Here is a 14,425-nt window from a genome sequence, read left to right as displayed (position 1 = left end):
CAGGCATTTCGCAGACTTCCACGCCCACACTCTTAACGCCAAGGCATCCCCCATGTGCCCTTGGTAGATTGGCCAACGATATCCCGAACTCAAACTCGATATGCCACCTGCGAAACGAGCCGCAGAGAACACACCGGTCAAAGCACCGAAGAAACCGCTGGTAGTTCAACTACCGCAACGATATCACATGGCTTGATTAGCTTTGCTCGCCTCACTGCCGAAGCAGATCAACTCGCATCACTATTCAGCTTTTTCGCACAGAATCCTGTCAGATTTGCTTCTATTCTAATAGCCAGTTTTTGCTCGCACTTACGTGCTTCGCTCGCACTGGCAACGCTATTCCGAAGAACTTTGTTCTGTAGTCGCCAAACGATCCTTTCGAATCACTTGGCAGATTACTGATGCCAATTACCAAACAACCAAATTGTCAAATATCAATGTTCCGGCGTTCACCTTTTCAGGTACGTCTCGGAAGACGCTGCTAATCCGCAGCCGAGTGAAGCACCGCAGTGCGTCAGTCGGTTGCCGATCAGTGAGGCGGGGAAGATAGGGCCGGCGAGTGTCGCCGTCAACCTGTCTTCGCGAGAATTTCAAAATTGTTTTTTTTGAAGCTCTCGAAGGTGTCCATTTCGGATCCTTCCTCCCCTCGTTTCCTCGGGCCCAGCTCGCGTTGCCTTGGGCTGGGGCGGGGAAGATATGCGTGTTCACCTACAAAGTCAACAGGCTTCGAGAAGTTTTACCAGAAATGTTTTTGACGATCATCATTCGTTCGTGAAACACTGATCACCAATGCACGCCAGTGCCCTACTCAGACGCCCGGTTTTGCTTGCGATACGCCAATCTTTAATAGCGGGCCCCGATTGGCACTGGCAGTTTCCCGACCGGACATCAGGTCGACGTATTTTCTGCTCGCTCTAGCCATCCATCCTGCAAATGATGACGACCGGGCTACTCACTAACGTCTAGCTTGCAGCAACCGAAGTCAAAAACGGCGTCTGGTTTGCGTTTCTTCGCACGCAAAATTTCTTCGTTCAACGAATAGTAGATGAACTTTCCTTCCCGCCGAGTCTGAACAATGTCGGCGTGATAGAGCACACGCAAGTGATGGGAAACCGTACCGATCTCTTGCTGTACCAGCTCCGCGATATCAGAAACACTGAGCGGCCCCATCTGTAAAGCGCGCACGACCTTCAGCCGCAACGGATCAGCAATCGCCTTTAGATAGGTTGCGCAAGTTTCGTCGTTGCTAGGAGTGTTTTCGTTAGATTCCGACACCGGTCAGCCGCCGAACGCGTGTTTGAGAATGCCCCTTCAATAACTTCAGAGGAGGTCGACTCCAATCCAATCGCTGAAGTCGACCTCGATTATACGCAGCATTCAAAATCCGACGAGCACACGGCCATGACACTGGCCATTGCTATCGCGATTTGCCTGACGATCAGCGACTTGCCACCAAAGTTGCATAGACCCAATCCCCAAACAAAATCACTAGCAACGTTGCACCGAACAGCGGCAGCAACAGCGAAAGCCCCAGACAACACCCAATGAAGACAGCTTTGCGTGCTGGCGAAACCTCTTGAAAAGTTTCGACCCCGCGTTTTGGCGGTGGTGGCATCCAACGAGATCCCCCCAACGCCTCCGTGCTGGGACGCCTACGCAGCCAAAGCACAATGCCAGTCAAACTGATGCAGACCAGCGAACCGGTCGCAAGCAGGGCAGCGGCTTGGTTGACCCATCCCCATCGAGAATCGACAAAGCGTTGTCCTTCATGCAGAGCGATGCCATTGCCGACGAGTTGATCGACCCAATGCTTTTCCGTGAACAGCTCACGATGGACAACTTTCGCTCGTTCAGCATCGTAGCGGAAGGTTTGCCGATGCGGCCGATTGGCAGTCATCGACCGGATCGTCCAAACCGAGGTACCGTCCGATGGCGGAGCAATCTCGACCGGCGGCAGCCAATCGAGCGACTTCGCGAAAACCGCGACGTGATCGATCTGGTTGATGTCGTAGGTTGACGGATCGACTCCAGCGGAGCGCCACGGTGATTTGCCTTTGGCCTCCTTGGAATGCTGCTTGTGACCTCCGTCCCAGTCTTGCTTAGCAACTGAGGTGCCAGTCCAGCGACGCGCCGATTTGAAATAGTCGCCCCAGAAAGTCGACCACGGCAGGCCGGTGAAGACGAGAAACAGGATCAAGCTCGACGCCCAAAATCCCGTCACGCTATGCAAATCCTTCCACAGAGTTTTGCCACGACGGTTTAGCCGAGGGAACATCACGCCTGCCCATCGCCATCGTGGCGGAACCCATAACAACAAACCGGTCACGACCAGAACGACAGTCCAACTGGCGACGATTTCGACCAAGTAAGATCCTCGAGGTCCCAAAAGCAAACTGCCATGGATCTTGCGGACGAATCTGGTCAAGCGATCATCGTCGTGGATCTTCTGCAGAACACGAGCATTTGCCGGATCAACATAGCATCGCAACCGCTTGCCATTCGCTTCGATAATCACGCGGGTAGCCGAACTGAAGCCGACTTTCGTTTGCGGCTCGCTTTCGACTTCCAAACATGCCAACCATCCTCCCGTCGCAGCTTCTGCCGCTCGAACCTGCTCTGCATATCGCATGCTGTCGGGGCTCGTTTCCAGCCGATCGAATGCCCGTTCTTGCCAAGCATCAATCTGCGGACGAAAGAGATAGATCGTTCCAGTGATCGAAAGCACCAGAACGATTGGGATACTCAACACGCCCGCATAGAAATGCCAACGCCAAAGCGTCGCATAGTCTGGCCATCGCACAGGCTTCGTCCGTTTTGCCGGGACGCTCGTCGCTTCGTCCTTGAGAATCATGGGTCGAACCCCTGAATGATCTCACGACCGTTTGCGCTGTGGAGGTCACGATGCAGTTCGGTATCGGTGCTGTCAGATAGGAAGTGAACCGAACCGTCGGCAAACAATAGATGAGCGCCACCGGAGTGATAGCTTCGTGGAGCGAAGTAACCCGTCCAGTGAGTCACGATGTCTGGCGTGTGGCTATTGGGAGAGAGGTAACCATTGGTCATTGAATTGATCGCCCCCGTGAACGCCCAGCTCATTCCGCGCCCGCGTATCGCAGGACTGTTGCCACCTCGCCAATTCGTAAACGAATTCCAAAAGTTCGCGACGTCAGGGTTTTCGATATTCCCGTTGGCATCCACGAAGCCACTCCAAGGGCTTCCGGAAGCCTGCATGCCCGGAACGGTCCCCATCGAAGCACTGACGCCTGAAGAGCCGTTAAGCGTCAACGGATAGGGGCGAATGGGAAGCTCACCGGCAGGCAACGCCTGATCGGCTCCTTGGCTTCGAACGGTTTCGCTGAACATGACGGTATTAGAAAGCCCATCAAGCACGTGATTGAACTTCACGCCATAAGGTTCGAAGAACATTCCATCGGTTTTCCAGCGGAAGTCGTAGTTCTGATCACGGTTACTGCCAAAGCTAGCCATGTAGTTGTTGCCGCCATACGTCACCGTCGTGTTATTCACGGTGACCGTCGTTGTCGAATCCGCAGGGTCGCTGGGACACAGATAAGTTGGAATCGATTTCTCGAAAGCGGCAGCGTTTTTCGGGTGAGGCAGCTTCCCAGCCCAACTTCCAGAAAACGCGGGAACGTTGAAGTGCAGTTGATCATTCAGCCCCGATTGCTCGATGTAGGGCAAGATACGAGCTTGAACTGAAAAGTCCGCATCCCGCGTGCCCGCAGGGGGCAATTGCTTGAATGTCGATTCATAGTTGTGAAGCGCAAGCCCAACTTGGCGAAGATTGTTGCTGCAGCTCATTCGCCGAGCAGCTTCGCGGGCGGCTTGAACTGCTGGCAAAAGCAGTCCGACGAGAATTCCGATGATCGCTATCACGACCAGTAGTTCGACGAGCGTGAAGGCATGTCGCCTTGGATTTAGATGTGTTGATTGATGCATAACGAAAGGGTTTGAATTGATCGGGGTCGGCGCGCAGTAATCCGCGACGTTCGCCTCATTGAAGAAGCGCCGTTAACAAACAAAGAAGTGGATGGCTGCTGAGTGCACGCCGTTCGAGGTCGCCTCCTCGCTGAGTTGACGATCGTCACGTTGTTGTGAGGAACGAGCGTCGCCAGACTTCAGCGAAGGAAGCGGTATCGAAATCGCAGCGGCAGTCACGCAGTAGTAAGCGCGCAGCGGTGAGCACGCAGCATCTAAAGCGTGGGCGATCCACCTGTCGAAGGAAGCTGTCAGGTTTGGTCTCTCACCAAGCCGATTTCGACTCCGTAAAAGATGCAGCGAAGTACGTTCGTTCTAGGGAGTGAAAACAGACAATAGGAAACCAACGCCCTGCCTAAGGGACTGGCGGATCAGGACAATCGCGTCTAGACGTCCCGGAATCATCGATCAGGTCAACCCGATCGGTTGCCGGACGAGACACATTGATCACAAGAGGATCCGCGAGAAAGACTGCGGAAAAGATTGACCAGATAGACTTTAGACCACGACACTGCGCTGCCTTCCATAGCAGCACCACGCGAGTCGTTTTCACGATCGCATCAGAGTCTGCCGCAACCTTGGAAGACGCTTGCGGAGTCGGCTTCGCCTGACAATGCCGACATCGTGCTCGGGGCGTTGACGTTGCCTCCGAACCGGCAGCTCGCTTCACCAAGAAATCAGGTGGCTGGACATCATTGGCCGCAGCCCAACGCAGTTTTTCAGCATCGTTATGACAGCAGCAGCGATCCCAACACTGCTCTGCAGATTGGCATCCGCAGCCGCAATTCTCACAAGGGAAACGCTCGAGAGTGACAAATTCGCCGTGTGAGGACGAATGCCGAGGCGAATCTGGAACGGCTACGAAACCTGTTAGCGCAAAGCTGATCGTCAGGAGCAGCAACAGTCCTAGCTGTTGCTGCCGCTTGCCTTTGCGTATCGAATTGTAAAACAGACTATTCAAAGCGGATGTTTGTCAGATGTAAAATCCGCTCGTTCCTCACGCTCAGCAGTATCGTGAGAATTCATCAACGACGCAATGCCTTGTCGCCGATTGTGCCGCTTTGCCGCATCGCTTGTCGATCACTTCTTGGACTTTTGAATCACTTCGTACAAATCGGTACGGCGGTCGTTCCAGTTGCGAACCGAGCCGCTGATACGGTGACGACGCAGGAGTTCCAAGTCGACGTCATGGATTACCACGGTTTCAATATTCTCATTCGCCTGGGCACCGATTCCGTCACGCGCGAACGTGACATCGCACGGCGTCAGGATGGCCGATTGGGCATAGTGAATGTCGGCGTTTTCGACGAAGGGTAGGTTTCCCGTACACCCCGCGATGGTGACGTAGACTTCGTTTTCGATACAGCGAGCTGCCGCACAGTGACGGACACGAAGGTAGCCATTGCGAGTGTCCGTGTTGAATGGCACGAAGATCAGGTTGGCACCTTGTTCGACGGCAAGTCGACTGAGCTCGGGAAATTCTGAGTCATAGCAGATCTGAATCGAGATCTTGCCGCAGTCGGTATCAAAGACGTCCAACTTGTCACCGGGCTCCACACCCCACCAACGCTGTTCCGCCGGAGTGATGTGCAGCTTGTATTGTTTATCGATTCGGCCGTCGCGATGACAGAGATAGGCGACGTTAAATAAACGCTCGTTTTCGACAACGAGGTGCGAACCACCAATCAAATTAACGTCATAGGCCACAGCAAGTTCGGCCAATAGCTCCAGCAACTGCGGTGTGAATTCTGCAAGCTTGCGTGCCGCGATTCCCGGACGCATCCCCGGCAGTGTGGAAAGCAACTGCACCGAGAACAGTTCGGGAAACAGCACGAAGTCACATTTGTAGTCACCCGCGACGTCAACAAAGTAACGTACCTGTTTCGCGAATTCATCAAAGTCAGCGATCGCGCGCATTTCATATTGGACGGCTCCGATGCGCACGGTATCAACGATCCGCCGCAACGTCCGCTTGGAAGGTGGGATGTAGGCCAAGTTTCGCCATTCCAAGTACGTCGCGTAGCCGCAACTTTCGGAATCCGATGGCAAGTAGTTGGGGATCAACCCTTGAAGCGAAAAACCGTTGGAGATCTGCGCCGTAAGCACCGGGTCATAGATCGCCTTTTTCATCACCCGGTCAACATACTCGCTCGCCTTCAACGTTCCAGAATACTTGTGGTACCCCGGCAAGCGTCCGCCGACGATCATCCGCTGGATGTTTTGCGCAACGCAGTACTCCTTTCTCGCATCGTAAAGCCGTCTCGAAAGTCGCATTCCCCGATAATCAGGATCGACCATGATTTCGATGCCGTACAGAACGTCACCGCGCGGTTGGTGATTGCGGATATACCCCGCGTCGGCGGATTTCTTCCAATCGTGCCATTCCTGGTGATCATCGTATGCAAGTCTCAAGCTCGAGGATGAAGCCACAACGACCCCATCGATTTCGACAACGATCTGCCCTTCAGGAAAACGCTGGATCTGACTTTCGATCTGGTCTTTTCCCCAAGGCTGCATCGTCGGAAAGCACTTCATCTGCATTTCCACCAGCCGATCGTAGTCCTCGATTTCCATCTTCCGGACGACAAGCTGTGTTTCGTATTCGTTAAGGTCAATCGTTTCGGTCATCGAACTGGATTGTGCTGTTGGGTGAGATTGAAAATCGGTTGAAGGGCGTCGACAAGTGAATCCGCAATCAAATCGATCTTTGGTGTTTTTTGTTTTGCATAACGATTGGAGATTTCGACTTCGATACCACAATAGCGATCATCGGTGAATAGGTTTCGAATTGTGGTTGTCAATCCGTCATCGGTGCCAAAATAGGGCCGGTTCATTTCCACCCGCCATTGGCGCAGACCAGCAGACGTCCGCTGCTGTTGGACTTGCTGACGCCAGGCACGGCATAACGCCGACTCATTTTCACGCTCAGGATCAAAAAGCAACCCGATATCGATCGGTCGCCACTGTCCTCGAAAGCGCGCTGTAAAGGTATGAATCGAAAGATGGATCACATACCCTGAACGTTCAATTCCATCGCTAACACTTTGTATGACTTGGTCTCGGTAGGGATGGTAGTGCCCTGCCAAGAGTTTTGCCTTCCGCATCGCCGGAAGTGAGTTGGTGTACTTCGATAGCGAAGTCGGATTTTCGATCGAGCGGTTGAGATCGACCAGCAATCGCGTGATGGTCGAAAAATGAAACTGACAATCAAGCCGATCCGCGATCCGCTTTGCAGCTTGCAAAGCCCCGGGGTCATAGCCACGATGGCTTTTCAAGTCTTTCTGTGCGCCGGCAGAAGAGAACAAGTCCCTGTATTGATCCGGAAGATCATTCCCCCCGTGTTCACACGTCACCAATAGTATCGGCGGATTCTGTAGTCGTCCTATCACGGCTGAAATGACTTGCCGCTGGCCAGGCAGTTCGCGAGCTGAGCATACGTTTGCAAGATCGCATCTTCGGAAATGTCACCCTGCAGGCTTGTCATAATTCGGTTGGAAAGGTTTCCTTGTCGCGTGATGACTTCAAGCGGTTGATAAAGCTGATCAACAGTTGCGTCCATTTGCCTGGCGTGATGCAAAAGGTGCCGCCATAGATCGCTCGCCTTCATGGATGTTTCCTCGATACCGAAGCAGGCGAGAACGGCTTCCGAATCGATGATCGCTTCGCCGCCACAGACCACGACCTGATCAAAAATCTGTCGCAGCGTAGCGGTCGAAATATTGAACTGGTCCTCGTACGAACGCCACTGCTCGGCAACTAGCGACTTTAAAATTGCAATCACAGCAGCACATATCGCGACGTCGGATGCCGGTTGCTCTTGGACATCCATTACACGAATCTCGATCGAACCGCGATCGAATCTCGCAATCGCACCACGCGCATTCATGAACTCCGCACGCATGGTGCCCGTCCAACCTTGTCGCTCGATCGCATCCCGGATCGGTTGGTAGATGACTCGGTCGTATTCGGATTCGCAATCGACCGAATCAGGAATGACCTGCCCGACCAGACAGTCCATGTCACGACAATGACGAACGTAGTGGTGCAGCCTGGAATCAGCCGAGCCCGTCGCCTTGCCTTCGACGATCGGAGAGCTAGCGGCTAGCGCTGGCAGAATCGGCAGCAACAACCGAATCGCCGCATGAAGCTTTGCGAATTCAGCGTCACCTGAAAATGGCAGGTTCAAATGAACGCTTTGGACATTCCCCCAGCCATGGGTGTGGCAGTCGAAGCGTTGGTCAAACGTGTTGTAAATTTCATAGCACTCATGCGGCCACAAGACGACGCTGCGTTTGGGGCACATCAATGGGTGCATCGCGGTCGGCAGAAACTGAAGCTGACACCTGGAAAGGTGTGACTGCACATCGGCAATCGCTCGCTGAAAATTAGCCGCCAAACCAATCAAATCGGATGTCGGCTCGGTCGCTTTAAGCTCCAAGACATGCAACGCGAGTTCGTTGGACCAGCTGGTCACTCCACTGTCGACATCACTGGTTGCCGCCCCACCGTTGATTAACGTCAGCAGCGAATCGGCCATCGGACGAACATCGAGGGAACCGGGGGCAACGAGCATGTATTCAAGCTCGATGCCGAATGCTTCAAATAGCTTTAGGGTCATAGGATTCAAACGCGCGATTTGCTTCGATAGCAAGAAATTTGTTTCGGACTTGTGATCCGCTGGCGACCTGTTGACCAGCAGGGATATCAGCGGGAAAACGCTGCCTTCACGGAGTGTAGGGCGACAATGAAAACCAACCGGCTGCTAGTGCTTCGTTCCATATGAAAATACGGTTTCGGGTCATCAGCTGACGGGCGTTAGCCCCGGTCAGTGCACTGAAACCGTGGCTAACGCCACACGGCTAATCCTAAAATCGAATTGGAACGAAGCACTAGGTGCTGTTCGTTAGGTATTGCGTGGCTTTTCGATTCGCCGGACGAGCGACCGAATGATGCGGCGGTAAACTTCTTGGCCGAGGACTTTGTCTTCGATTCCCGCGTCCAAGTTGGGATTGTCGTTGACTTCGATAATGAAAAAGTCGTTGCCACTTTGCTTGATGTCGACGCCATAAAATCCGTCTCCAATCAGCGAAGCGGCTTTCTTTGCAAGCGCGACACATTTCTTCGGTGCGGTTTCAACCGGCAAAGTCTCACACTTGCCGAACTTCGGCTTTTCACCCTCGGGAAGGTGTTTGGCGATCTGCCAGTGTCCACGTGCCATGTGATACTTGCAGGCAAACAACGGCTGCCCATCGATTAGACCAATTCGCCAATCGAAGTCCGTTCGCATGAACGGTTGCGCGATGACAAGATCTGAATCGGCAAAGTATTCATGCAGTAGCCGATCGAGTTCATCTTTGGTTTCGGCTTTGGCGACACCTTGCGAGAAAGCACTGTCGGGGCGTTTGATTACGCAGGGAAGTTCCAAGCTGCAGTTTCCGGCCAGCCAGTCGTTGCGATGCAAGATCGTCGTCTGAGGCGCGGCGACTTTTGCACGCGACAACAACTCCGCCAAGTAGACTTTGTTGGTACATCGCAGAATCGACATCGGATCGTCGATCACAACCATCCCCGATGCTTCGGCCCGACGTGCCAAGCGGTAGGTGTGGTGATTGACCGAAGTGGTCTCGCGGATCAACAACGCATCGAATTCAAACAATCGCCCAGCGTCGCTGGCTGTAATCAATTCGGCTCGTATGTCTTCGGCCGCGGCAGCTTTGACAAAGCGTTTGAGTGCTTTTGGGCACGACGGTGCTAGCTCGCCTTCGGCTGGGTTCTGCAAAATTGCTAGATCGTATCGCGGCGGTCGATAGCTGCTACGGTTGACCGTACTGCGAACGAAATGCTGCCGAGCAACCTCGGCGACAAATTCGCGGTGTGTCTCAGGAACGTCGACAATCGAGATCGCCGACACGCTTTGGATACGCCATTTTTTTCTGCGTTTAAAATGACAGCGAATCAGCGGCGCATTGAATTGCGACTGAATCGCTTTTGCCAAGCGTTGGTAACGCTTCGCAAGGTTTTCGCCAAAATAAACGCTCAGGACAAATTCGTCCGAGGTCAGATGCGACAACGAACTTTCGATAATCGATTCAAGAGACGGCGGCACTAGGCGGACGCTTCGCGATAGCGAAATGTCGCCGATGGTCAGCACGTCGGGATAGGGTCGATGCCCGCGAGCTTCGGCCAATAGCGAGACGTAGTATCCCGTCGATTGGTACTGGTACGAACGGCAAAGGTTGCAGACACGAATGGATCGAGCCAAGCCCTCGGTGTTTTCGGTCAGATATTCCGAAGGCGAGATGATTTGGATATCGGAGTGGTCCTGGGACCAAGGATCAGTAATCCATTGATCGTCCGATTCCAAAACGAGCAGAGTCTTCACAATGAGTATCCTGCCGGTGCGATGACCAGCAAATTGGCATCGTAAGTCACAATCCCCAACAAGATTGCTGTGGATAGTTGTGTAAACGGTGCGCGGTATTGGTGAGAATTTGAAAACGGGTTGTCGTGCATCGGATCGGCAATCTCAACTTCACCTGACGAAGCATCGTAACCATGCAGGACAACGAAATGACCGACCGGGTATCCTCCCGTGTCGTCGGTTACAAAACGGGTTGGGTCGGTTGCGGATTCTCGCTCACGTGCCTCCTGGTAAAGGTAGGTCGCGCTAAGTCCACAAAGGATCGGCAAGCCGTGTGATAGGGGACGCGAAATCAGGTTTTGTTCCAGTGGTTGCATCCGGACATGTCCGCCCAAATGCAAATACTCGATATAGGCTTCGGTGGACAATGCCAAGCGAACCGCATCGACGCTTGAGCTGCTCTGTTTTTTCGCCAGTTGCTGTTCCAATTTGGTCGCGAGGTGGTCACCGAAGGCGGATTCGGATTGATGGCGAAACCAAGACGGATCAAACAGCTGCAGATTGAAGGTCGTGATCGTCGCTTCCATGCCTCGTCGCAATGCGTCGATCGCCAAATGCACCGCCAAAGTTCCACCGCCGGGCAGTTGTTCGATCGTGTCGAGCGGATGTGATTGGTCAACCGGGACTCCCCAGTATCGGTACACCGCGTCCAGGCAACTTGGCCCACAAGTGCTTTCGTTCGGCTGGGCTTTGATTTCAATCGGAATCGATAGCGACACTTGGCGTGCTTTCCGGGATGGTCTCGGGGGGATGGAAATGGAAATGTTTTCAGGAGCGTGTTGCTAGTAAGCGAATCTTGGCACGCGGTGTGCCAATTGACGTGACAGGACGAAGTTCGGTGAAAATCGAAGTCCAGACGTGTACGGAGAGCTACGAGTTGGAAAAAACGTTTCCGTGACTTGGCAAATATTTTTCCATTCATCGCATCCCATTCACGCCAAACGAAAATTCTGTCACCGGGAATCGTTCATCACAGGGTTCGTCTTTTGATTTTGACTGCCAACGCGGTCGCATTCCCAAGTAGGAAACAAATGTCACGCGAGAACAAACGCAACCAAATGCGAAAGTTCAATCAACACAATGGTGATTTTTTCGACAAGAAGAAGGAGCACCAGATCGATCGGTATCGCGACCGCGATTACCCTCGCCAGAAAAACTGGGCTTCCTTTTCGCAAATGGAAGATGACGATGATGTCGTGACATCTTGGGATTCACGCGAGCCCAACGATGAAAGTGATGAACAGGCGGCGTAAGCTGCCTTACCGAGAATGGCATTCGCCAAATCTTTGAATGCCACGGTGAATTTGGTCCCGGCGGTTTGCCTCGCCAACAAGGCACCAACGCTTTGGGCTAGCACCCCAATGATCAAACGAAAACAACCGTAGGAACCGATGACCTGCTTGGTCTCGGTTCCTTTTTTCGTTCGGCTATGAATCAATCAGCAGCTTTTCGAGCAGTTCGAGCATCAAATCGACAGCTCGTCTATTCGCCGTTTCAGATTGTGTGTGATAGGCCGTTGTAGGGAGCTGGATCGTAGTCCCTTGCACTGAGTCGCCCAAGGCACTGATCAATCGCCCAAGTTCGGTCCGCCCCAGCGACAATGGCTTCTCGCGTGACTGGTTGACTGATTCGATGTATTCGTCTTTGAAACAGTACCGAATCCCCATCTGGTCGCACTGCTTCGCGATCCGCTTGGTCTGTTCCCGATTGAACTCGCCGTTCGCATCTTTCCATCGCAGAACGACATCCTGCTTGCCAACTTCGGTCATGTCCGGGAATGGGCTCGTGTCCAAAACGATTAGTTGGTCGGTGGTTTTATCGTGCCGCTGAAACCACTCGGCCAAGTACCGCCAACTTCGACCGCCTTCTTCGCCGGCGGTAAAAAATGCGGTGCCTTGATAACCGCGTCGAAACATGTCGATCGCCATCGCCACACCGACCACGTTATCGAGTTGGGCCGAAACGGTCTTGTTAGTGACTTCCAAACGGTCGACAAACGAGATTGGCGTACCGGGCTGTAAAAACTCTAGCCCATCGAGCGTAAAGATCAGGTTGCGGCGTCGCGTGCAAATCGAAGCGTCCAAAATCTCTGCTTGCCCCAGGTAGGCGCCCGAGCGAGGGGAGTGTGCCTGGACGCGGGCGCCACGAAATCGGCCCGCGATCGTATCCATAAACTGCTCCGAAATCGAATCGCCGTTCAGTTCACCACGGTTTCCCGCAATGAACGCGGCATACTGAAACTCATTCGGTCCCGTGCATAGCAGGCCATTGCGATCGACATGGGCAGAGATATAGCCACGACTGGGCGAGTCACCTGTCGCGACCAACAGTCCCAGGTATTGCGTCACACGAATGGAAAGGTCTTCCAATTCGCGACGGATGATTTGAAAGAACAGGTCTTCCAAGCCGACCACGGCAGGCTCGCGAACGAGCTGACGCAGCAATGAATAGAAATCGTGCAAGGTGGGTGATCCGGCTGATTTGACGACATGCAAGCAACCTTCGTATTGCTTCGATGCTTCGTTTCTATCGCGCCGCAACTGACAGTTGCAAGCGAAAACGCCGGCTTGGCTTGATCAAGTCCACTGAAGTTCGCCAAGGGCAAAAGCGTCGCTACAGAATCAGACCAGCTTCGAAAGCAACATCGTGGCCAAGCCCAACACGAGGAAAAAGCCGCACATGTCCGTCACGGTGGTTAACAGAGGTCCGCTAGCAACGGCCGGGTCGAATCCGAACCGTTTGAGCAACAACGGAACGACGCCACCGATCGACACGGCCACTAACGTGTTGACGCATAACGCAGTCCCGACCACTGCCCCCAAGTATGGATTTCCATCGAAGACCACTGCGACGATGGCAATCAAAGCTCCTAAAACCGATCCGTTGATCAATCCGACCGTGACCTCTTTCCACCAGACACGAAAGAACTCATTGGGACGTACGATGCCGAGCGACAGTTCACGCATGCTGACCGCGACAGCTTGGTTCCCGCTACACCCGCTCATGTCGCTGATGATGGGTAAGAACACCGCCAAAGCGATCACACTTTCCAGCGTTTCCTGGAAATAGGCAATCACGGCTGCGGCTCCCAGATTAAGCAAGATGTTGATACTTAGCCAACTGAGTCGACGTTTTGACCGCAGCCAAACCGGCATGGTGCGGAGCTCTTCACCGCCGACGATACCTTGGCTTTTCAAATAGTCATTTTCTGCCGCACGAACCTCTTCATACTGCACGGCTTCGCGGTGCAATACGCCTTTTAAAACACCGTCGGGATCGACGACGGGAACACCTAGGTAAACATGGCTTTCGAAAAATTCTGCCAGCTCTTCCAGCGTTGCTGTGGTCAACACCGACAGAGGGTTTTGAATCATGATGTCGCCCAACTTGCGTTGCCGTTTGACAAACAGCAGGTTTTGCATCGGCAGGACGCCCACCAAACGACCGTTGTCATCGCATACGTAGGCATATCGCACATCCAAGTCGGTATAAAGTTCCGCACCGCGATTGATTTCCTCGATCGCTTCGGCGACCGTCATATCGCTTCGGAACCGTAACATCTCCACGACCATCATCCCGCCGGCGACGTTGTCTGGATATGCCGTTAACTCGCGGACGTTTTCCGCATCTTGCTGAGGCATCTCCAACAAGATCGCTTCGGCGTCTCGTTCGGGAAGGTCACCGATCAAGTCGGCCTGCTCGTCGACGGGCATCTCTTGCAAGATCGACGCCGCTGCGGGACTTTCCAACAGCTGAATCATCCGTGCCGCTTCGCTTTCATTTAAATGAGCGATTAGCTCCGCAGCGTCCTCTGCAGGCAAACGCTGCAGCACAGCCGCCTCGGCTTCGTCTTCCATGTGCGAAAAGACGAACGCCTGTTCGGCAACCGACATGGTGTCCAACAAATCCGAAAGCTCTTCGACGGTGCCTTCTTGGGAAACCCGGATGACCTCTTCCCAAGGCCGTTTGGTTTCCGTTGATGATTCGGTGACCATGTCGTTCATGCTG

12 protein-coding genes are annotated in these 14,425 nt (G+C 53.5%); 1 reads left to right on the top strand and 11 read right to left on the bottom strand.

The features are described 5' to 3' along the window. Positions 1-948: 948 nt before the first annotated feature. The 9 genes from LOC67_RS16665 to LOC67_RS16625 form a co-directional block, all read right to left on the bottom strand. Positions 949-1,275 carry an ArsR/SmtB family transcription factor gene (locus LOC67_RS16665; protein WP_230263739.1) on the bottom strand — a complete coding sequence of 109 codons (327 nt, stop codon included), beginning with the start codon at positions 1,273-1,275 and terminating at the stop codon, positions 949-951. 163 nt (positions 1,276-1,438) lie between these two features. Continuing rightward, on the bottom strand, positions 1,439-2,851 hold the full coding sequence (locus tag LOC67_RS16660; RefSeq protein ID WP_230263738.1) for a PepSY-associated TM helix domain-containing protein: 1,413 nt from the start codon (positions 2,849-2,851) through the stop codon (positions 1,439-1,441). Then, entirely contained in the window at positions 2,848-3,957 is a 1,110-nt protein-coding gene (locus LOC67_RS16655; protein WP_230263737.1) for a DUF1559 domain-containing protein, read from the bottom strand. The genes LOC67_RS16660 and LOC67_RS16655 overlap by 4 nt, the downstream gene beginning before the upstream one ends. A gap of 394 nt (positions 3,958-4,351) precedes the next feature. Then, positions 4,352-4,957, bottom strand: coding sequence for a hypothetical protein (locus LOC67_RS16650; RefSeq protein ID WP_230263736.1), 606 nt, complete (start codon positions 4,955-4,957; stop codon positions 4,352-4,354). Between the two features lie 119 nt (positions 4,958-5,076). Then, a complete protein-coding gene (locus LOC67_RS16645) occupies positions 5,077-6,624 on the bottom strand; it encodes a carbon-nitrogen hydrolase family protein (protein WP_230263735.1) in 1,548 nt (515 codons plus the stop codon). After that, entirely contained in the window at positions 6,621-7,349 is a 729-nt protein-coding gene (locus LOC67_RS16640) for an N-formylglutamate amidohydrolase (RefSeq protein WP_315861062.1), read from the bottom strand. Before LOC67_RS16640 ends, LOC67_RS16645 begins: the two co-directional genes overlap by 4 nt. Positions 7,350-7,381: 32 nt before the next feature. Then, complete coding sequence (locus tag LOC67_RS16635; protein WP_230263733.1) at positions 7,382-8,614, bottom strand: glutamate-cysteine ligase family protein; 1,233 nt, start codon at positions 8,612-8,614, stop codon at positions 7,382-7,384. Positions 8,615-8,899: 285 nt separating this feature from the next. Beyond that, complete coding sequence (locus LOC67_RS16630) at positions 8,900-10,378, bottom strand: RimK family protein (RefSeq protein WP_230263732.1); 1,479 nt, start codon at positions 10,376-10,378, stop codon at positions 8,900-8,902. After that, on the bottom strand, positions 10,375-11,136 hold the full coding sequence (locus tag LOC67_RS16625) for a hypothetical protein (RefSeq protein WP_230263731.1): 762 nt from the start codon (positions 11,134-11,136) through the stop codon (positions 10,375-10,377). The genes LOC67_RS16630 and LOC67_RS16625 overlap by 4 nt, the downstream gene beginning before the upstream one ends. A 312-nt stretch (positions 11,137-11,448) precedes the next feature. On the opposite strand from LOC67_RS16625, the gene LOC67_RS16620 reads away from it, so the two are divergent. After that, a complete protein-coding gene (locus LOC67_RS16620; protein WP_230263730.1) occupies positions 11,449-11,670 on the top strand; it encodes a hypothetical protein in 222 nt (73 codons plus the stop codon). 174 nt (positions 11,671-11,844) lie between these two features. Here the strand turns inward: LOC67_RS16620 and LOC67_RS16615 are convergent, their stop codons facing one another. Continuing rightward, entirely contained in the window at positions 11,845-12,912 is a 1,068-nt protein-coding gene (locus LOC67_RS16615; RefSeq protein WP_230263729.1) for a peptidase M42, read from the bottom strand. A 126-nt stretch (positions 12,913-13,038) separates the two neighbouring features. Then, entirely contained in the window at positions 13,039-14,412 is a 1,374-nt protein-coding gene (gene mgtE / locus LOC67_RS16610; RefSeq protein ID WP_410001140.1) for a magnesium transporter, read from the bottom strand. Between the last annotated feature and the right edge of the window lie 13 nt (positions 14,413-14,425).

The organism is Stieleria sp. JC731 (genome assembly GCF_020966635.1).
Classification (GTDB): domain Bacteria; phylum Planctomycetota; class Planctomycetia; order Pirellulales; family Pirellulaceae; genus Stieleria.
Note: the sequence above shows the minus strand (reverse complement) of the source record. Positions and strands in the feature narration are given on the sequence as shown.